Here is an 18,246-nt window from a genome sequence, read left to right on the forward strand (position 1 = left end):
CGGGAAGGCACCATGGAAACCGTCAACACTGCAATCCAGCCCGAGAAGACCCGCCGTCGTGTACTTCTGAAACTTTCCGGCGAGGTCATCGGCGGAGGCAAGCTGGGCGTCGATCCCGAAACCGTCCGGGCCATTGCCAAGCAGATCGCAGCCGGCGTGGCAGATGTGGAAGTGGCCATCGTTGTTGGGGGAGGCAACTTCTTCCGCGGCGCTGAACTGTCACAGAGCGGCATGGACCGCTCCCGCGCCGACTACATGGGCATGCTGGGGACCGTGATGAACTGCCTCGCGCTGCAGGACTTCCTGGAGCAGGCAGGCGTGGAGACCCGTGTCCAGAGCGCCATCACCATGGGCCAGGTGGCCGAGGCCTACATTCCCCGCCGTGCCATCCGCCATATGGAAAAGGGCCGCGTTGTCATTTTCGGTGCCGGCGCAGGCTTGCCGTACTTCTCCACTGACACTGTGGCCGCACAGCGGGCCCTGGAAGTACACGCCGACGTCGTCCTGATGGCCAAGAGCGGTGTTGACGGCGTCTACACCGCCGACCCCAAAAAGGACCCGGCAGCCGAGAAGCTGGATGTTCTCAGCTACGACGACGCCCTGCGCCGCGACATCCGCGTGATGGACCAGACCGCGATGACCATGTGCAAGGACAACAACCTCTCCATGGTGGTGTTTGGCATGGAAGGCGAAGGCAACGTGACCCGGGCGATCCTGGGCGAAACGCTGGGAACCCTGGTAACTCCCTAGCAAGGGCTAGGATATTTCTAGGACCGTCCGCCCCTGGTGGCGGATCTTTACTGTGCATTGCCGCCTGCTGTTGGGCAGCAACTATTTTCTGAGGAGAAACCCGTGATCGAAGAGACCTTACTCGAAGCCGGCGAGAAGATGGACAAGGCCGTAGAAGTAGCCAAGGACGATTTCGCCACGATCCGTACCGGCCGGGCGAACCCCGGTCTCTACAACAAGGTCATCGTCGAGTACTACGGCACGCCCACTCCGCTCCAGCAGCTGGCCTCCTTCGGTGTGCCGGACGCACGGACCATCCTGATCACGCCTTACGACAAGACGGCCCTGCGGGACATCGAAAAGGCACTGAGCGACTCCGAGGTCGGAGCCAACCCGTCCAACGACGGCAACGTCATCCGCGTCACCATTCCGGAGCTCACGAAGGAGCGCCGCAAGGAATACGTGAAGATCGTCAAGGGCAAGGGTGAGGACGCCAAGGTCTCCATCCGCAGCATCCGCCGCAAGGCAAAGGACGCCCTGGACAAGCTCGTCAAGGACGGCGACGCCGGTGAAGACGAGGGCGCACGGGCTGAGAAGGAGCTCGACGCCCTGACGAAGCAGCACGTCGACAGCATCGACGAACTGCTCAAGCGCAAGGAAGCCGAGCTGCTCGAGGTCTGATGAGCCAGGCTGAGCCGGCGCCCGCTGAACGGGTCCCGACACGCGATAACCCCAAGCGCCACCGGCGCGTACGGGCGAACCCCACACCCAAGGCGGGCCGAAACCTGCCGGCGGCGATCGGCGTCGGCCTTGCCATGCTGCTGGCCGTCCTGGGAGGGCTGCTGTTCCTCCCGCTGGGGTTCGTCCTCCTCACGACGGCCTTCGCCGTCATGGGAGTTTGGGAAGTTTTCCGGGCCCTCGAAGCCCAGGGCACCAGGATGCCGATCGTTCCAGTGATGGTCGGCAGCCTGGCGATGCCGGTTTCGGCATACTTCGGCGGTCTCGAAGGCCTGCTGTTCACGATGACGGCAAGTTCGGTCGCGGTGTTGCTGTGGCGCTCCATCGAAAGCGCGGCCGGAGCACCTCGGAGCGTCTTTGCCGGCGTCTTCACGCTTGCCTGGATCCCGTTCCTCATCAGTTTCGCTGCGCTGCCGCTGCACGCGAGCGGTGGGGCCACGCCTGTGGGGTTCTGGCCCCACGGTATCCCGGACGGCGCCTGGCAGATCGCCTCGATGCTGCTGTTGGTGGTCTCCAATGACACGTTCGGCTACATCGTGGGCGCTTCGTTCGGCAAGCATCCCATGGCTCCCAAAATCAGTCCCAAGAAGTCCTGGGAGGGGTTCGCGGGATCTGTGGGCGGGGCCATGGTGATCGGCGTCCTGGCCTGTATTTTTCTGCTGGACAGGCCGTGGTGGGTTGGCCTGATTCTTGCTGTTGGAATGGTTGCCGCGGCAACGGCGGGGGACCTGGCCGAGTCCATGGTCAAGAGGGAACTTGGCGTCAAGGACATGAGCAGCATCCTGCCTGGCCACGGTGGCGTGATGGACCGTCTGGACTCCATCGTGTTCGCGGCCCCGGTGGCCTATGTTTTGTTCGCGCTGTTGAGCGGCGTTTGACAACCGATGAAGGAAAGAAAAGTGGCCTTGGATATTCGACGCCAGATTCCCGCGACGTTCGAGCGCGTGGAACGCAGCAAATACGGCTATAACGCCAAGCAGGTTGATGAGTTCCTCCAGCGTGCAAGGACGTCGTTCGAGAACCCTGTCGGGGCCACGGACCAGGTTGCCAGCGTGGATGTCCGCGAGGTGGCGTTCGATCCCGTCAAGGGTGGCTATGACGCCCACAGCGTTGACGCCGCCCTGGACCGCCTGGAGGACGCTTTCGCGCGCAGGGAGCGCGACGAGCTGATCAGCCAACAGGGCGAAGAAGCCTGGCTGCGCCAGATCGGCAAGCTGTCCGGAATTCTTCGCGGCAGGCTGCACAGGCCTGACGGAGAGCGTTTCCGCCGCCCCGCCCGGAAGAGGACCCGAAGCTACAACATCCAAGACGTTGACGCCCTCTGTGTCGAGTTGATCGGGTATTTGGAGAACGATCAGCCGCTGAGCGTGGACACCGTCCGCCGCGCGGTGTTCCGTGCGGCCAAAGGCGACGAGGGCTACGAAGAAGCCCAGGTCGATGCTTTCCTTGCCCGCGTCGTTGAGCTGATGGCGGCCATCGACTAGGTCAAGCCAGGGCCCGGGGAGATGGGTTGGTTGTTCTTCCACACGTTGAGGTAGCGGCGCCTGCCGCGCTCCAGCGAGGTAGCGAAGAATGCCAGGGCAGCGACCACCGCAACGCCTGCTGCCACGGGCACTGGAACCGCGAACGTCAACAGCGCCGACCCCACAAGCAACGCTATCAAGGCGGCGTTGACGGTTCCCATGAACACCATGCTGCTGCCGGCGACCTGGCTGAAGTCGGTTCGGCCACCGAGGAAGTAGTAGGTCTTCTTCGCGCCTTCTTCGTCATCCCTGTAACCGGCCATCAGATAGGGCGCAACACCAGGATCCAGCGCGACGTACGCTGCCCTTAGCCGGTTCATGGCAATGACATACATAAGGTCTTCCATGCCAACGCTCATGACGCGGATATGCGTGAGCAAGCCAACCACCACGTCGATGCTAAGAATTGTCAGGGCAAAGGCCCGGAAGGCATCGGAAAACTGGGTGGCGTTGCCCACCAGCGCCACGCTCAGCAGGCTGGCCGACGTGAACGTCAGGAACATGCTGATCCGGGTGAGGACTTCCCCCTGCGTGGTGCTGCGTGAGGCGAGCAAGCTCCAATGCTCGGTAGCCAGTAATTGCGCACGAACGCTGGGCGACAACTCCGGCGGCCGGGCCGCAGGCGGCTCAGGGCCGGCAGATGGTGCTTCCTCCGACATGCCGACATTGTCCTCCCGGCCCGGGGCACGGACAACAGGCAACTAGCGCTCGGTTGCTACAGGCCGTTCCGGTACGTGCAGACGGGACATCACACGGTTCACTGAGGCCGGCACCCGGCTCTTCGTCAGGATAGAGAAAAGCACCGTCATGGCGAACGCTGCGGGCACAGTCCACGCAGCAGGCTGGGCAAGCCAAGCCGGTGCGTTTCCACCGCCCGTCACGGTGCCTGCCACCATGGCGCCACCACAAAGCACAGCGCCGGTGGCCATCCCAGCTATGGCACCCACGTCCGTCAGTCCCCGCCACCAGATACCCAGCAGCAGGACGGGGCAGATGGTTGAAGCCGTGAACGCGAAGACAAGGCCGACGCTCCCTGCCAGGGCCAGGGTGTCCGTCATGAAAGCAAAACCCAAAGGCACGACGGCGGCCATCACCGCTGCGAGGCGGAACCCCCTGACGCTTCCCCCGAACAGGTCCTGGCTGATCACGCCGGACAAGGACACCACCAGCCCGGAGGTGGTGGACAGGAACGCAGCGAAGGCCCCGGCAACTACGAGGGCTGACAACAGGTCACCCGGGACCCCGCCGATGAGCTTGCCGGGGAGCAGCAGGACCAAGGCGTCGGCTTGTCCGGTCTGGGCGAGTTCGGGTGCGAACATCCGCCCGACGGCGCCCGAGACGGTGGGGAAAAGGTAGAAGACGGAGAGGAGCCCAAGAACGATCAGCGTGGTTCGTCGGGCAGACTGGCCATCGGGGTTGGTGTAGAACCTCACCAGGACGTGCGGCAGCCCAAGGGTTCCGAACAGAAGGGCCACCAGGAGCGAAATGTGCTGGTACACACCTGCGGGGGCCTGGCTCGTGGGGTTCACGGGCAGGGGAGCCTGCGGCGGGGTGTCATTGCCGGCCAACACCAGCAGGATGAACACCACAGGCACCGCCAACGCAGTCAGTTTGAGCCAGTACTGGAAGGCTTGGACAAACGTGATGGACCGCATGCCACCTGCCACGACCGTAAGGCACACGACCGCGACGACCGCCGTCGAACCTACCCACGATGGCAGGCCGGTGGTGATGCGGATGGTGAGCGCCGCCCCGTGCAGTTGGGGAACGATGTACAGCCAACCCACGGCGACCACCACCAGGCTGGTGACGCGGCGCACCACAGCCGAATCCAGTCGGGCTTCCGTGAAATCGGGGATCGTATAGGCACCTGAGCGGCGCAAGGGGGCGGCCACAAAGAGCAGCAACATCAGGTACCCGGCTGTGTACCCCACCGGGAACCACAGGGCGTCCGTGCCTGAAAGCAGGATCAGTCCGGCGACACCCAGGAAGCTGGCGGCCGAGAGATACTCGCCTCCAATGGCGGAAGCGTTCCACCACGGCGGAACGGTTCGTGAGGCGACATAGAAGTCGCTGGTCGTCCGTGATACCCGCAGTCCGTAAAACCCGATGACAGCGGTCGCAACTGACACGGCGAGGAAAGCGAACAAACCGACGGCCGGGTTCATTTGTCCTCCACCAGGTCCCGGTAGCGGGCTTCATTGCGCGCGGCGGCACGGTTGTAGAGCCAAGCGCTCAAGCCGATGACGGGATAGATGCCCACCCCCAGCGTCAGCCAATCTAGCGGGATGTCGAAGACGCGGGTCCCTGCGACCCCGGGGCCATAGACGAGGATCGTCGCGAATACGGCAAGGATGATGAGGAATCCGCACGCGACCACCAGTGCCAGGCGCAGTTGGGAGCGGATCAGGGAACGGACAAAAATCCTGCCGGCATCGGAATCCTCGGCAGCCTCCTGGGAGTGCAGCATACGGCCGGAAGCAGGTGCTGCCTGCTGCCGCGGCGCGGTGACGCGGACGCGGGTCATGCCTGGGGCCGGATGCGGGTGGACTGCAGTTTGTCCCGGACTGACGGCAGATGCCTCCTGCTGATGGGTAGTTCGGCACCCGAAACGGCAACACTGGGACCGGTGGTGGACAGTTTCAGGTGCTGCACGTGGTTCAGCGCAATCAGGTAGGAACGGTGGATGCGGATGAACCCTGCATCTGCCCATTTTTGCTCGAGGTCGGTCAGTGGAACCCGGATGAGATAGCTTGCCTCAGCCGTATGCAGCCGGGCGTAGTCGCCCTGCGCCTGGACATAGGTGACGTCGTCGCGACGGATCATGCGGGTGGTACTGCCGAGGTCAACGGTAATCATTTCGGGGGCGGGTGTTCCGTCCTTGATGAGTTCGCTGATCCGGTCCACCGAACGCGCCAGCCGCTCGGCCCGGAGCGGCTTGAGCAGATAATCGACGGCGGCGAGGTCGAAGGCCTCCAGGGCGCAGTCCTCGTCCGCAGTGACAAAAACGACGGCGGGCGGGTTGCTGCTGCGGGAAATGGCGCGCGCAATGTCCAAACCTGACAGGGCCGGCATGTGGATGTCCAGAAAGACGGCGTCAACCACCTCGGTTTCGAGCTTGCGGAGCGCTTCGGTTCCGGAGGACGCCCGGTGGATGGCGCCAATCCGCGCATCCCGTCCGAGGAGGAAGGCAAGTTCTTCCACCGCGGGGAGTTCGTCATCAGCGACGAGCACGTTGATCATGATTAAAGACTAACCGTCACCTCAGGCGTCGTGTCCGGGCTGGGACTTGGGCACACGCAGGGTGATCAGCGTGCCCTCCCCTGGAGCTGTGTCGATCACCAGGCCGTGCTCATCACCGTAGACCTGCCGCAGGCGCGCATCAACGTTCCGAAGCCCCACATGGTCGCCATCGATGTGCCCGGCAAGGACCGACCGCAGGTGCTCCGGATCCATGCCCACGCCGTCGTCCTCGATGGTGACCTCGGCGAAAGCACCCGAATCGTTGGCGCATATGGTGATGTGCCCCGGCCCTTCCTTCGCCTCAAGGCCGTGCCTCACCGCGTTTTCCACCAAGGGCTGGAGGCTGAGGAAGGGGATGACGGTGCTCAGGACTTCCGGCGCGATGCGAAGGCTGACTTGGACGCGCTCGCCGAAGCGTGCCCGCTCCAGCAGCAGATAGCGGTCGATGCAGCGCAGTTCCTCCGCCACGGTGGTGAAGTCGCCGTGACGACGGAAGGAGTACCTGGTGAAATCGGCGAACTCCACCACAAGTTCCCTGGCCCGGGCCGGGTCCGTGTTGATAAATGATGCAATGGCGTTGAGGGAGTTGTAGATGAAGTGCGGGCTGATCTGGGCCCGCAGAGCCCTGACCTCTGCTTCCATCAGCAGCGTTCTGGAAGCTTCCAGTTCTGCCAGCTCCAGCTGGGCCGCGACCCAATCAGCGACTTCACTGGTGGCCCGCACCAGGCCCGCACCGGCGGCCGGTGCCAAGGCTGCCACCGACCCCACGACCCGCGATCCGGCGCGGATCGGGGCGATGACGGCACTGAATGCGGGTCCGGACTGGTTGGTCGAGTGCCCAACGTGCGGAACGACAGCGGTCCGCCCCGTCGCCAGGACATCGGCCGCAATCCCCATCAGCGAGGCCCGGAGGTCCTCACCGGCCCCATCCCAGGCGAGTACTGAACTGGTGTCTGTCATGGCAAAAGCGTCGCACCCGAGCAGGACGCGCAACTGCCTGCTGGCTTTGGCCGCGCCGGCAGGTTGGAGGCCGCCGCGAAGGTGCTGTCCGGCCCGCGACGCTGCATGCAGCGTGTTGTACGTAGCGCGTTCGGCGTCAGTGCCAAGGTCACGGAAGGACCGGATCACCTTCAGGCCAACGCCCACGACGACGGCGACAGCCAGCGCGATCACTGCGATGGCGGCGGCGGTGAAGAGCGGGGAGTCGGGCATAAGGCCAGAGTAGCCCGAGGTGCCCGGCATCCCTGCTTCCACCTGTGCTTTTACCCCAAAGCCACCGTTTGGCGCAGTGGCACAGCCGCTGGGCGATGACCACGGGCGAAGCTATGGAAGGACGGCCGGAGCGCATTCGATAGTGATTGCAGTCACATCAGCCGCGCGTGGGAGCTGACGTGCTCATCACAACAGGAGGAACCATGGGTAATGAGGCCCAACCCCAGGACGCAACGGCGTCCGTGGACTTCCAGGAAGTCCAACAGACGGAACGGTTCAGAACGCTGCGGAAGCGGCACCGGAGCTTTGTCTTCCCCATGGCAGTTATTTTTCTGCTGTGGTATTTCGCGTATGTCCTGCTGGCCGACTACGCCGTCGCCTTCATGTCCATCAAAGTCTGGGGCAACATCAACGTCGGCCTGATTCTGGGCCTGCTCCAGTTCGTCACCACCTTCGGCATCACGGCTTGGTACGTGAGCTATTCCAACAAGAAACTCGACCCCATCGCGGCAGAGATCCGCAATGAGATCGAAGGCCACGAATTCGACAAGGACAGCAGCGTGACGCACGGAGGAGCCAAATGAACACCACAATGGTCCCCGCAGTCGAAGTCGCTGCGTTGAAGGACACCACGCTCCTGAACATGGGTATCTTCGCCCTGTTCGTCGCGGTCACCATGGTGATCGTCTTCCGGGCCAGCCGGAACAACAAGACTGCCGCCGACTACTACGCGGCAGGCCGCTCTTTCACCGGATCCCAGAACGGCACTGCCATCGCCGGTGACTACCTTTCCGCGGCTTCGTTCCTGGGCATCACCGGTGCCATCGCGATCAACGGCTATGACGGATTCCTGTACTCCATCGGGTTCCTTGTTGCCTGGCTGGTGGCTCTGCTGCTGGTGGCCGAATTGCTCCGCAACACCGGCAAGTTCACCATGGCGGATGTGCTCTCTTTCCGCCTTCGGCAACGCCCCGTGCGTATCGCGGCGGCACTGTCCACCCTCGCGGTCTGCTTCTTCTACCTCCTGGCACAGATGGCCGGCGCGGGAAGCCTCATTTCGCTGCTGCTGGGCATCAGCGACTGGGGCGGACAAGCACTGGTGATTATCGTCGTCGGCGCTTTGATGATCATGTACGTGCTCATTGGCGGCATGAAGGGCACCACCTGGGTCCAGATCATCAAGGCCATCCTTTTGATCGCAGGTGCCGCAGTCATGACTGCCATGGTGCTGGCGATTTACGGCTTCAACCTGTCCAGCCTGTTGGGTTCGGCAGCGGAGGCCGCCAACAACCCGAACGTACTGAACCCGGGCCTGCAGTACGGCAAGACAGAAACGTCCAAGCTCGACTTCATGTCGCTCGGCCTCGCCCTGGTCCTGGGAACGGCCGCCCTGCCCCACGTCCTTATGCGCTTCTACACGGTTCCAACCGCCAAAGAAGCACGTAAATCCGTTGTGTGGGCCATTTGGCTGATTGGCTTGTTCTACTTGTTCACCTTGGTGCTCGGCTATGGCGCCGCAGCCCTGGTGGGCGCGGAAACCATCAAATCCGCTCCCGGCGGCGTCAACTCCGCGGCACCGCTGTTGGCATTCCACCTCGGCGGCCCGCTGCTCCTTGGTTTCATTTCGGCAGTGGCCTTCGCGACCATCCTGGCGGTGGTCGCAGGCCTGACCATTACGGCGGCAGCCTCCTTTGCCCACGACATCTACGCCAACGTCATCGCCAAGGGCAAGGCGGATGCGACCACCGAAGTGAAGGTGGCACGTCGAACGGTGGTGGTGATCGGAGTCCTGGCCATCCTGGGTGGCATCTTCGCCAACGGCCAAAATGTGGCCTTCCTGGTGGCGCTTGCCTTCGCAGTTGCAGCATCGGCGAACCTGCCCACCATCCTCTACTCGCTGTTCTGGAAGCGGTTCACGACGCAGGGGGCGGTATGGAGCATGTACGGCGGCCTCGCCGCGGCCATCCTGTTGATCACGTTCTCACCGGTGGTTTCAGGCGCCAAGACGTCCATGATTCCCGGCGCGAACTTCGCCTTCTTCCCGCTGAGCAACCCCGGAATCGTCTCTATCCCGTTGGCGTTCTTCCTCGGTTGGCTTGGTACCGTCCTGGATAAGCGGCGCGAAGATCCGGCCAAGCAGGCTGAAATGGAAGTGCGCTCGCTGACCGGCGTTGGAGCCGAGAAGGCAGTAAACCACTAAACAGCACAAAAATGCTCCCCTGGAAACCATTCGTTTCCGGGGGAGCATTCGTGTCCGGCGCTACTTCTTCAGGCTGAGCCACTCTTGAAGCTGGGCCAGAGGCCAGGTGGTAACAATGCGTTCGGTGGGTACACCCAAGGCTTCGGCGCGCTGGGCGCCGTACTGGAGGAAATCCAGTTGTCCGGGTGCGTGGGCATCGCTGTCGATGCTGAACAGGCAGCCGGCGTCGAGCGCCAGCTTGATGAGATCATCGGGTGGGTCCTGCCGTTCCGGCCGGGAGTTGATTTCGACGGCGACACCCCACTCGGCGCACTCCTTGAACACTTTCGGAGCGTCGAACTCCGATTGCGGACGGGTTCCGCGCGACCCCTGAACGAGCCGCCCGGTGCAGTGTCCCAGGACGTTTGTGTGGGGATCGCTGATTCCACCCAGCATCCGGGCAGTCATGGTTTTGCTGTCGGCGCGGAGCTTGGAATGGACACTGGCCACCACGACGTCCAGCTTGTCCAGCATGTCGGGGGTTTGGTCCAGGGTCCCGTCCTCCAGGATGTCCACCTCGATGCCTTTGAGCAAACGGAAGTCGTCGTGGGAGGAGTTGATCCCGTCCACAATGCCCAGCTGTTGCTCAAGCCTTTCGACGCTGAGGCCGTTGGCGATGGTGAGGTTGGGGGAGTGGTCCGTCAAGGCAAGGTATTCGCGGCCGAGGGTGCGGGCCGCGGACACCATGGCTTCAATGGGCGAGCCGCCGTCGGACCAGTTGCTGTGGCTGTGCAGGTCTCCGCGCAGCGCGGCTTTGATGGTCTCTCCCCCCGAGGCCAGCGCTTCGGCGCCCTTTCGCCGGAGGTCTTCAAGGTAGTCGGGGACCCGGTCTTCCATGGCCTGGGTGATGACCTCAGCGCTACGGCTGCCAACGCCTTTCAGGCTGGTGATCCTTCCGCTTGCAACCAAACGTGCCAGCTCGTCGGCTGATAGCTTCCGTACGGCGTCGGCCGCTTTGCGGAAGGCTTGGACCTTGAAGGTGGGGGCAAGGCTGCGTTCCAGCCAGAAGGAAATTTCGTCGAGCGCCTCAATGGGATCCATGGGTCCATGATCCACGAACCAGGCGCACCATCAACAGTGGGCACTACGTCGATGGTGCGCCGGTCCGATGACCACCGCCTAGTGGTGGTGGCCCGGATCCAGGGCGGGATTGGAGCCCTGGCCGCTTTCTCCGCCGGGCGCTTGGCCGTGTTCCCCGTGCGGTACGGCATGCTGGCCGGCCATCGACGCCGCCAGGCCGGGCGTAGCGACTGAAGCAACAACGACGGCGGCTCCGAACGCGGCTGCCAGAAGCCGCCCGGTCCTTGGCTGGCCGTGGGCGCCGCCGTCGTTGGTCTTTTGCTGCCGCCTAAGCCAGCCCGACCCGGCGAGTGCCATGAGGGTCAGGCCGAGGGCGGCAAAGTGGCTCACATCAAGTGAGCGCTGGGTGGCGACTTCGGCTGCGGTGACCGCGAGGTGCGCGGTAGCCGTCGCAGCCAGGACGGGAAGCGCGTAGCGCGCCATGACCAGCGAGTTGCGGTGCAGCCCCCACAGCGACCAGGCCAAGAAGGCCAGGCCTGCCCCAAGGGCTGCAACGCCGGCAACCACCGTGCCGAAGGCAGCGGATCCAGCACCGGCGAGGTAGCCGGCAGCCAGGGACAGTTCAACCATCCCGGCTGCCATCGCAGCGAAGTAGACGTACAGAACAACTGCTGCCCTCAGGGTGGGGTGTTTCACTCGATCCATGGCGGTTACCGTCCTCGTGCTCGTTGGCTCTGGCGTTACGGTCTGGTGTTACAGGCCGTTGCTCAGGCGCGGGCGGAGGCTACGGCTGCCTTGTCCTGCGACAACGCGACACCCAGCAGAACGACGGCGCTGGCGAGGTGCAGGACGTTGTCGGCGCCGTTCAGGGCGATGATGTTCAACGAACTTCCGACGAGGAAGAGGCCCAGGATACCGACCAGCAGGTACACGCCGCCGACAGCGGTGTTGATGGACTTGGACAGCGTGACGCTGTTCAGGCCGGCGTACAGGAGGGCTGCGCCAATGGCCAAGTGGATGATGTTGTGAAGCGGGTTTACCGCGAAGATGATCAAGTTGGCGCCCTCGGTGGCGAAGAAGCCGATTCCCGAGGTGACGAAGAAGCCGAGCAAGCCTACCAAGAGGTAGACAGCTCCGAAGATGGTGGCGATCAAGCGATTGGGCGAAGTACGCATTGGTCCGAGCCTTCCAGTGATGGCCGGGATATCCGGCCGACCTGCTGAGTCCCGGGTGGGACTCTCATGAAGTGATTCGGACCATGCGTTTGAGTGGATGGGTGGGTTTGGGAATTTCTTTTCTGCCGGTCAGGGCCGCAGGCGGATGCTGCTCATCTTGAGCTCGTTCGTGCCTTCGAAGACATACTGAAGATCGATCGTTTTCCCGTCGCACTGCAACGTGCCGGCGAGGTTTGCTTTGTTGTTGCCGTTCTCCGAGTTGACGTTCACGGAGTTGTAGTTCGGCTTGCAGGAGGCGTCCAACTGCAGACTGGCGATGCCGTCAACGAAAGACTGCTTGTCCAATTCGTCCTTGAGCGGCTGGCTGAGGTAGTTGTCGTAGGCCTGTTCCGACTGTCCCGAGACTACGAGGTTGGTGAACTCATCCGCCAGTGAGCGTGCCTTCGATGTAGCGTTGCCCACCACATTGACCAGTATCACGATGCCAACGACCGCCAGCACGATGACCCCCGCCACGATGCCAAGAACGATCCACAGGACTTTTCGGTTTTTTCGGGGAGGCTGTTGGCCGTACTGGCCTGGTTGGTATTGGCCGGGTTGGTAGTTTCCCGGCGCGTATTGGCCTGTTTGGCCTGGACCTTGCGGATAGGGGTTCTGCTGGTAAGCGCCCGGTGCCGCGTACTGAGGGTCTCCTCCCTGTGGAGGGACGGACGACGGCGGTTGTTGCCACTGCGGCGCACTCCCGCTCTGCGGCGGGTACCCTGGGCCGGGCGGAACAGGGGGCGGGTATTGGCCGGGTTGGTTTTGGCCTTGCTGGTGGCCCTGCTGGTTGTGGCCTGGATCTTGCGGATTGCTCACGGTAGTGCCCCTTTCGGCAGCCTTAGGCAGCGCCACCACCTGGCCGGGATCCTCTGGGCGGCCCCCGGTGCGTCCACTTGAATCAAAGCGCATCCGTGCTTCCTTGAGCAAGAGGCCCGCGGAACCGAAAGGCCCGCGGATCCCACCGGGTGGTGGCCCGCTGATTCACGCCTCGGAACGGCGCCCAAGAAGCGGCTGCACGCGGTAGGGAATCATTTCCCGCATCGCCAGCGCGGTGTCTGTCCTGTCCACTCCGTCGCACCCGAGGATCTTTCCGTTGATGCGGTATAGATCTTCGGCGTCCAGTGCCACAACGCGCAGCAACAGGTCTGCGGAACCAGTAAGGCCGAAGCCTTCAAGAATCTCCGGGATGTCGGCGAGATCCTGGGCCAGTGAAGCGAGCTTTTGCTGCTGTACGTGGACTGTGATGAACGCTGTCAGCGGGTAGCCCAGGGCTACCGGGTTGATTCTCCGCTCGAATGAAAGGAAGGCGTGCTTCTTCTCGAGCTGCGCCATGCGGGCCTGCACCGTGTTCCGGGACAACCCCAGCTTCTGGGCCAGGGCGACCACGGTGCCGCGGGGATCCTTCGCCATTGCTGAGAGGAGCCGGGTATCAGTGCCATCCAAGGGTTGCATAATGCGCAAGATTAGCACGCTGCTGCCACCTGAAATAGTGCACAATGCTCAATTTTACAGCGGGTAGTTGTACCCGATGCCTTGCGTGAGTAGGGTCACATTTAACTCCGGCGAAGGTGCCGGAGGGCCGGCGTGCGGCAGGACCACAAGTCTTGCGGGCGCCGACGAAAACGAGCCGGAAGGTTGCGATCACCTGTGTTGACGGATCAGGCGGGCAAGGGAGTGCATGATGATGCTCCGGGCCCTGGACTAAGTGCACAAATTTCCCTGCGGACTGGTGGCGATCTGCTCCAGTTGGTGTCTCCGGACGGGGAACGCATCAGCCACCCGGAGTTCGATGTTTGGGTCAAAGACATCGGCGACGAACAACTGTGCTCCCTGTATGAGGACATGACCGTCATCCGCCGTATCGATGCAGAAGCTACGGCACTCCAGCGTCAGGGCGAGCTGGCCCTGTGGCCACCGCTCCTTGGGCAGGAAGCAGCCCAGATCGGCTCCAGCCGGTCGTTGCGCGACGACGACTTTGTCTTCCCGAGCTACCGGGAAAGTGGTGTTGCCTACGTGCGCGGCGCCCATCTTTCGGAGATTGCGCGTGTGTGGCGGGGAAATGCCTCGTATGGCTGGGACCCGCAGCGCATCAACCTGGCGACACCGCAGATCATTATCGGTTCCCAAAGCCTGCACGCTACCGGTTACGCCATGGGTGTGCAGCTTGACGGCGCCAATACGGCAGTCCTTGCCTACTTTGGCGATGGAGCCACCAGCGAAGGCGACGTGAACGAGGCCATGGTGTTCGCCGCCAGCTACCAGGCGCCAGTGGTTTTTTTCTGTCAGAACAATCATTGGGCCATTTCGGAACCTGTCCGTATCCAGTCCCACGTCCAGTTGGCCGACCGGCCTACCGGATTCGGCATCCCGAGCATGCGAGTGGACGGCAACGACGTCCTTGCGGTCATGGCCGCCACCAGGGTGGCTTTGGACCGCGCACGGAAGGGCGGAGGACCTACCTTCATCGAAGCCGTCACCTACCGCATGGGCCCACACACCACTGCTGATGACCCAACCCGTTACCGTGACCCCATCGAGCTGGAGGACTGGGGTGCCAAGGATCCCATTCTTAGGCTCAGGAAGCTTCTCGAGGCGAAGGGCCTGCTGACGGACGACGTGGAAGCACGTGTCAAAGCCAAGGCCGACGCGGTTGCCGCGGAACTTCGTTCCAGCTGCATCGGCATGCCTGACCCGCAGCCCTTGGACATCTTCAACCACGTCTACAGCACACCCAATTCCTGGATCGAGCGGCAGAAGGACCACTACTCCCGCTACTTGAACAGTTTCAACCAGCCAGTCGAGGAAGGTGCACGCTGATGTCCAAGCTCACATTTGCCCGGGCCATCAACGCCGGCCTCCGGAAGTCGCTCGAAAATGATCCCAAGGTGGTCCTCATGGGGGAGGACATAGGCGCCCTTGGCGGCGTCTTCCGCGTGACGGACGGTCTGCAGAAGGATTTCGGAAAGCACAGGGTCATCGACTCCCCACTGGCCGAGTCGGGCATCATTGGCACAGCTGTAGGTTTGGCTTACCGCGGATACCGGCCTGTGTGTGAGATCCAGTTCGACGGGTTTATCTACCCGGCGTTCGACCAGATCGTCAGCCAGGTCGCCAAGATGCACTACCGCACCCAGGGCCGCGTCAAGATGCCAATCACCATCCGGGTCCCTTTCGGGGGCGGGATCGGCTCACCCGAGCACCACTCCGAATCACCCGAAGCGTACTTCACCCACACGTCGGGGCTACGGGTGGTTGCCGTGTCCAATCCCCAGGACGCCTACACGATGATCCAGCAGGCCATCGCTTCCGACGACCCCGTCCTCTACTTCGAGCCAAAGCGTCGGTACCACGACAAGGGCGATGTGGACGAGTCGATCGATCTCTCCGCAGCGCTGCCGTTGGATAAGGCCGCAGTGGTGAACGCCGGCAGCGACGTCACCGTGGTTGCGTACGGTCCGTTGGTCAAAACTGCCAAGGATGCTGCCATGGCCGCCGCTGACGAAGGCATTTCGGTGGAAGTGATTGACCTCAGGTCGCTGGCTCCCGTTGATTATCCTGTGGTGGAAGCCTCGGTCCGCAAGACAGGGCGGCTGGTTATCACCCATGAAGCTGGGCAATCTGGCGGCCTCGGAGCTGAAATCGCCGCGAGCATTACCGAACGCTGCTTCAACTACCTCGAGTCTGCCCCCGTCCGTATTACCGGCTTTGACGTCCCCTATCCCTACTCAAAGCTCGAAATGCACCATCTGCCGGATCTGGACAGGATCCTCGACGGCGTGGACCGCGCGCTTGGCCGCCCCAACTCCCTGAGCGGACTGGAAGGATGACCGCCACCATGATCAAGGAATTCAGGCTCCCGGACCTCGGTGAGGGACTGACCGAATCGGAAATCCTGAGTTGGAAGGTGGCGGTGGGGGACACAGTCACGCTGAACCAGGTCATCGCTGAGGTCGAAACCGCCAAAGCCGTGGTGGAGCTGCCTTCGCCGTTCGCTGGCACTGTGGCTGCCCTTCATGAGCAGCCCGGGACCGTGGTGGAGGTTGGGAAGCCGATTGTCTCCTTCGAGGTTGACGACGCCGGAACCTCCAACGGGAACGGCGCGCCTTTCGCTGGGGCTGGCTCGGACGGAGGCGAAAACGCCGAGGCCGGCGAAGCGGCGGCGAGTCCGGCGAAACGCGAGCCGAACCTGGTTGGCTACGGCGCCGTCGTCGAACATTCAGGCCGCCCCGCACGACGCGCCCGCAGCCAGCAACAGCCTGAAGCCCCGGCTGCTGAACCGGTGGTCCCGCCGCGGGCCGAGTCCGCTGCTGAGCGGCCGCGCTCAACGCCTCCAGTGCGCAAGCTGGCCCGCGATCTCGGGATCGACCTTGGGTTGGTTCCCGGAACCGGGCCCGGCGGCTTGATTACCCGCGAAGACGTTCAGGCCTTCACGGGAACGGCCGACGCTCCTTCGGCGCCTGTTTCACAGGAGGGGCGCGAAACCCGTACGCCTATTAAGGGTGTCCGCAAGTTCACCGCTGCGGCCATGGTCGCTAGTGCCTTCACCGCCCCGCACGTGACGGAGTTCCTGACAGTCGACGTGACCGCAACCATGGAGTTGCTGGCGAGATTGAAAGGCAACAAGGCGTTCGAGGGGTACAAACTGACGCCGCTGACCATCGCCGCGAAGGCGGTCTTGGTGGCGTTGCGGAACAATCCGACGCTGAACTCCCGTTGGGATGAGGCAAGCCAGGAAATAGTTCAGTTCAATTATGTGAACCTGGGCATTGCAGCGGCGACCCCGCGTGGCCTGACGGTGCCGAACATCAAGGACGCCGACCAGCTGACGCTTCGTGAGCTTTCCACCGCCCTGACAGAACTCACGGAAACGGCTCGTGCCGGGAAGACCTCTCCGGCGGATCTTTCCGGGGGAACCATATCCATCACCAACATCGGAGTTTTCGGGATCGATGCAGGCACCCCCATCCTGAATCCGGGCGAAGCCGCGATTGTGGCTTTGGGTGCAGTCAGGAAGGCACCGTGGGTTGTCGATGACCAACTGGCGGTTCGGCAAATCATGTCCCTCAGCCTGTCGTTCGATCACCGGCTGGTGGACGGCGAACAAGGCTCGCGATTCCTCGCTGACCTCGGCGCCATCCTGGCAGACCCCGCCATGGTCCTGACTATGGTCTAACGGCAGAGGCTGCGTCGGCCCATCCCTTTACGAGTGCTTGCAGGAAACTGCAGTCAAGGGATGGGCCGACGTGCGTCAAGGGCAGTGCGGGTCAGTCCTCCGTTGGCGTGGTCCGGTTTGAGTGGACGTTTCTCCAGCTGTGCTCCGGCTCGTATCCGAGCACCCTGCGCGCCTTGTCGATGGAGAGCATGGTTTCGTGCTCGCCCAGTTCCTTGACGACCTCGACGCCGGGGAATACTTCCGCTGCCAGTTCTGCGCTGCTGCGGCTCATCACGGTATCGGCGGCCGCGATAATAAACGTTTCGAACCCAGGTTCCACGTGCTCGAGACCGCGCACGACGGCAAGTGCGCCGTCTCGGGCGTCGATGTAACCCCACAAGTTCCACTTTCGCAGGGTGGCGTCTGCGTCGAATGAGGGAAAGGCGTCGTAGTCCTCCGGATCCATAACGTTGGAAAAGCGGAGCGCTGTGATGCTCAGTTCCGGGTCCCAGCGCGTGAGCTGGATGGCCATCTGCTCCTCGAGGTGTTTGACCAGGGAGTAAGTGCTCTCGGGTCGTGCCGCGTACTCTTCGTCCACGGGGATGTAGGGAGGGTCGATGTCGAAAGGCAGGCCCAGGACGGTCTCACTGGATGCGTAGACAATTTTCTTGATCCCTGCCCGACGTGCAGCCTGGAACACGTTGTAGGTGGAGACCATGTTGTTTTCGAAGATCGCTGCGTCCGGAGCCAGCCCCGGAGCCGGGATGGCTGCAAGGTGTACGACGGCGTCCAAACCATCGTGTCGGTCGTCCAAGCCAAAGATGACGTCCACAACCTGTCCGTAGTTCCGGAGGTCGACGTTCACGTAGCCCCGGTCCCGCGTGCCGACCCGGTCCAGATTAAGCACCTGATGGCCGTCCTGGGTCAGTCGCCGGACCACGCTCCTTCCCAGTTTTCCGCTTCCGCCGGTGACGGCAATTTTCATTGTGTGCTCCTTGTGATCGATTCAGGGTCGTGGAGGGACGCCTTGTTCCAGCCTAGGTGTGACCTCGTTCGCAGCCCACCCTTGTGACTGGCCCTGGGAATCCTAGGTACGCCGATACCAGCCACGCCGGACGTCGAGGCATCGGTTGTCCTTTCTCGTTTGCCGGTGGCAGGTTTCTGCTGCACCTT

At 62.9% G+C, this 18,246-nt stretch carries 20 protein-coding genes; 9 read left to right on the forward strand and 11 right to left on the reverse strand.

Annotated features, from left to right (window positions below; genetic code table 11):
- Positions 1-12: 12 nt before the first annotated feature.
- The 4 genes from pyrH (at position 13) to PQ627_RS16010 (ending at position 2,951) form a co-directional block, all read left to right on the forward strand.
- Positions 13-750, forward strand: coding sequence for a UMP kinase (gene pyrH / locus PQ627_RS15995; protein WP_274262486.1), 738 nt, complete (start codon positions 13-15; stop codon positions 748-750).
- Between the two features lie 102 nt (positions 751-852).
- The gene (frr, locus tag PQ627_RS16000; protein WP_274262487.1) at positions 853-1,410 is read left to right on the forward strand and encodes a ribosome recycling factor; all 558 of its coding nucleotides are present in this window, start codon (positions 853-855) and stop codon (positions 1,408-1,410) included.
- Positions 1,410-2,345 (forward strand): phosphatidate cytidylyltransferase, encoded by a 936-nt coding sequence (locus PQ627_RS16005; RefSeq protein ID WP_274262488.1) that lies wholly within the window; start codon positions 1,410-1,412, stop codon positions 2,343-2,345. The genes frr and PQ627_RS16005 overlap by 1 nt, the downstream gene beginning before the upstream one ends.
- Positions 2,346-2,366: 21 nt before the next feature.
- Positions 2,367-2,951, forward strand: coding sequence for a DivIVA domain-containing protein (locus tag PQ627_RS16010; RefSeq protein WP_274262489.1), 585 nt, complete (start codon positions 2,367-2,369; stop codon positions 2,949-2,951).
- On the opposite strand, the gene PQ627_RS16015 is transcribed toward PQ627_RS16010, so the two are convergent.
- Genes PQ627_RS16015 through PQ627_RS16035 form a run of 5 tightly spaced genes read right to left on the reverse strand, consistent with a single transcriptional unit; the run spans position 2,948 to position 7,445 of the window.
- Positions 2,948-3,649, reverse strand: a complete 702-nt coding sequence (locus PQ627_RS16015; RefSeq protein ID WP_274262490.1) for a hypothetical protein — start codon at positions 3,647-3,649, stop codon at positions 2,948-2,950. The two genes, PQ627_RS16010 and PQ627_RS16015, sit on opposite strands and share 4 nt — an antisense overlap.
- 42 nt (positions 3,650-3,691) lie before the next feature.
- Positions 3,692-5,158 carry a sodium/solute symporter gene (locus tag PQ627_RS16020; protein ID WP_274262491.1) on the reverse strand — a complete coding sequence of 489 codons (1,467 nt, stop codon included), beginning with the start codon at positions 5,156-5,158 and terminating at the stop codon, positions 3,692-3,694.
- Positions 5,155-5,517, reverse strand: coding sequence for a hypothetical protein (locus PQ627_RS16025; RefSeq protein WP_274262492.1), 363 nt, complete (start codon positions 5,515-5,517; stop codon positions 5,155-5,157). Before PQ627_RS16025 ends, PQ627_RS16020 begins: the two co-directional genes overlap by 4 nt.
- Positions 5,514-6,233 (reverse strand): LytR/AlgR family response regulator transcription factor, encoded by a 720-nt coding sequence (locus tag PQ627_RS16030; RefSeq protein ID WP_274262493.1) that lies wholly within the window; start codon positions 6,231-6,233, stop codon positions 5,514-5,516. Before PQ627_RS16030 ends, PQ627_RS16025 begins: the two co-directional genes overlap by 4 nt.
- A 21-nt stretch (positions 6,234-6,254) precedes the next feature.
- Positions 6,255-7,445, reverse strand: a complete 1,191-nt coding sequence (locus PQ627_RS16035) for a sensor histidine kinase (RefSeq protein ID WP_274262494.1) — start codon at positions 7,443-7,445, stop codon at positions 6,255-6,257.
- A 203-nt stretch (positions 7,446-7,648) separates the two neighbouring features.
- On the opposite strand from PQ627_RS16035, the gene PQ627_RS16040 reads away from it, so the two are divergent.
- Both PQ627_RS16040 and PQ627_RS16045 read left to right on the forward strand, forming a co-directional pair.
- The gene (locus tag PQ627_RS16040; RefSeq protein WP_274262495.1) at positions 7,649-8,029 is read left to right on the forward strand and encodes a DUF485 domain-containing protein; all 381 of its coding nucleotides are present in this window, start codon (positions 7,649-7,651) and stop codon (positions 8,027-8,029) included.
- Positions 8,026-9,645: a solute symporter family protein gene (locus PQ627_RS16045; protein WP_274262496.1), complete on the forward strand. Its 1,620-nt coding sequence runs from the start codon at positions 8,026-8,028 to the stop codon at positions 9,643-9,645. The genes PQ627_RS16040 and PQ627_RS16045 overlap by 4 nt, the downstream gene beginning before the upstream one ends.
- Positions 9,646-9,705: 60 nt before the next feature.
- Here PQ627_RS16045 and PQ627_RS16050 read toward each other — a convergent pair whose 3' ends face one another.
- The 5 genes from PQ627_RS16050 to PQ627_RS16070 form a co-directional block, all read right to left on the reverse strand.
- Positions 9,706-10,725, reverse strand: a complete 1,020-nt coding sequence (locus PQ627_RS16050; protein ID WP_274262497.1) for a PHP domain-containing protein — start codon at positions 10,723-10,725, stop codon at positions 9,706-9,708.
- 78 nt (positions 10,726-10,803) lie between these two features.
- On the reverse strand, positions 10,804-11,409 hold the full coding sequence (locus PQ627_RS16055) for a hypothetical protein (protein ID WP_274262498.1): 606 nt from the start codon (positions 11,407-11,409) through the stop codon (positions 10,804-10,806).
- A gap of 62 nt (positions 11,410-11,471) precedes the next feature.
- Positions 11,472-11,879 (reverse strand): DUF4383 domain-containing protein, encoded by a 408-nt coding sequence (locus PQ627_RS16060; protein ID WP_274262499.1) that lies wholly within the window; start codon positions 11,877-11,879, stop codon positions 11,472-11,474.
- Between the two features lie 129 nt (positions 11,880-12,008).
- The gene (locus PQ627_RS16065) at positions 12,009-12,737 is read right to left on the reverse strand and encodes a hypothetical protein (protein ID WP_274262500.1); all 729 of its coding nucleotides are present in this window, start codon (positions 12,735-12,737) and stop codon (positions 12,009-12,011) included.
- Between the two features lie 165 nt (positions 12,738-12,902).
- Positions 12,903-13,373 (reverse strand): Lrp/AsnC family transcriptional regulator, encoded by a 471-nt coding sequence (locus PQ627_RS16070; RefSeq protein WP_262278533.1) that lies wholly within the window; start codon positions 13,371-13,373, stop codon positions 12,903-12,905.
- A gap of 195 nt (positions 13,374-13,568) precedes the next feature.
- Between PQ627_RS16070 and pdhA the strand changes: the two genes are divergently transcribed.
- From pdhA to PQ627_RS16085, 3 genes are read left to right on the forward strand one after another with little or no spacing between them, the layout of a single operon-like run.
- Positions 13,569-14,738, forward strand: coding sequence for a pyruvate dehydrogenase (acetyl-transferring) E1 component subunit alpha (pdhA, locus tag PQ627_RS16075; protein WP_274262501.1), 1,170 nt, complete (start codon positions 13,569-13,571; stop codon positions 14,736-14,738).
- On the forward strand, positions 14,738-15,748 hold the full coding sequence (locus PQ627_RS16080; RefSeq protein ID WP_274262502.1) for an alpha-ketoacid dehydrogenase subunit beta: 1,011 nt from the start codon (positions 14,738-14,740) through the stop codon (positions 15,746-15,748). The genes pdhA and PQ627_RS16080 overlap by 1 nt, the downstream gene beginning before the upstream one ends.
- The gene (locus PQ627_RS16085) at positions 15,745-17,094 is read left to right on the forward strand and encodes a dihydrolipoamide acetyltransferase family protein (RefSeq protein ID WP_274262503.1); all 1,350 of its coding nucleotides are present in this window, start codon (positions 15,745-15,747) and stop codon (positions 17,092-17,094) included. The genes PQ627_RS16080 and PQ627_RS16085 overlap by 4 nt, the downstream gene beginning before the upstream one ends.
- A 91-nt stretch (positions 17,095-17,185) precedes the next feature.
- Here PQ627_RS16085 and PQ627_RS16090 read toward each other — a convergent pair whose 3' ends face one another.
- The gene (locus PQ627_RS16090) at positions 17,186-18,058 is read right to left on the reverse strand and encodes an NAD-dependent epimerase/dehydratase family protein (RefSeq protein ID WP_274262504.1); all 873 of its coding nucleotides are present in this window, start codon (positions 18,056-18,058) and stop codon (positions 17,186-17,188) included.
- Between the last annotated feature and the right edge of the window lie 188 nt (positions 18,059-18,246).

It is taken from the genome of Paenarthrobacter sp. AB444 (genome assembly GCF_028736865.1).
Lineage (GTDB): Bacteria > Actinomycetota > Actinomycetes > Actinomycetales > Micrococcaceae > Arthrobacter > Arthrobacter nicotinovorans_B.

Excerpts from the sequence above, each read along its gene's own strand:
- PQ627_RS16030 (WP_274262493.1), bottom strand. The coding sequence starts at position 6,233 with ATGATCAACGTGCTCGTCGCTGATGACGAACTCCCCGCGGTGGAAGAA.
- PQ627_RS16015 (WP_274262490.1), bottom strand. The coding sequence starts at position 3,649 with ATGTCGGAGGAAGCACCATCTGCCGGCCCTGAGCCGCCTGCGGCCCGG.
- PQ627_RS16085 (WP_274262503.1), top strand. The coding sequence starts at position 15,745 with ATGACCGCCACCATGATCAAGGAATTCAGGCTCCCGGACCTCGGTGAG.
- PQ627_RS16050 (WP_274262497.1), bottom strand. The coding sequence starts at position 10,725 with ATGGATCCCATTGAGGCGCTCGACGAAATTTCCTTCTGGCTGGAACGC.
- PQ627_RS16020 (WP_274262491.1), bottom strand. The coding sequence starts at position 5,158 with ATGAACCCGGCCGTCGGTTTGTTCGCTTTCCTCGCCGTGTCAGTTGCG.
- PQ627_RS16040 (WP_274262495.1), top strand. The coding sequence starts at position 7,649 with ATGGGTAATGAGGCCCAACCCCAGGACGCAACGGCGTCCGTGGACTTC.
- PQ627_RS16060 (WP_274262499.1), bottom strand. The coding sequence starts at position 11,879 with ATGCGTACTTCGCCCAATCGCTTGATCGCCACCATCTTCGGAGCTGTC.
- PQ627_RS16005 (WP_274262488.1), top strand. The coding sequence starts at position 1,410 with ATGAGCCAGGCTGAGCCGGCGCCCGCTGAACGGGTCCCGACACGCGAT.
- PQ627_RS16035 (WP_274262494.1), bottom strand. The coding sequence starts at position 7,445 with ATGCCCGACTCCCCGCTCTTCACCGCCGCCGCCATCGCAGTGATCGCG.
- pyrH (WP_274262486.1), top strand. The coding sequence starts at position 13 with ATGGAAACCGTCAACACTGCAATCCAGCCCGAGAAGACCCGCCGTCGT.
- PQ627_RS16025 (WP_274262492.1), bottom strand. The coding sequence starts at position 5,517 with ATGACCCGCGTCCGCGTCACCGCGCCGCGGCAGCAGGCAGCACCTGCT.
- PQ627_RS16090 (WP_274262504.1), bottom strand. The coding sequence starts at position 18,058 with ATGAAAATTGCCGTCACCGGCGGAAGCGGAAAACTGGGAAGGAGCGTG.
- PQ627_RS16045 (WP_274262496.1), top strand. The coding sequence starts at position 8,026 with ATGAACACCACAATGGTCCCCGCAGTCGAAGTCGCTGCGTTGAAGGAC.
- PQ627_RS16070 (WP_262278533.1), bottom strand. The coding sequence starts at position 13,373 with ATGCAACCCTTGGATGGCACTGATACCCGGCTCCTCTCAGCAATGGCG.
- PQ627_RS16055 (WP_274262498.1), bottom strand. The coding sequence starts at position 11,409 with ATGGATCGAGTGAAACACCCCACCCTGAGGGCAGCAGTTGTTCTGTAC.
- PQ627_RS16080 (WP_274262502.1), top strand. The coding sequence starts at position 14,738 with ATGTCCAAGCTCACATTTGCCCGGGCCATCAACGCCGGCCTCCGGAAG.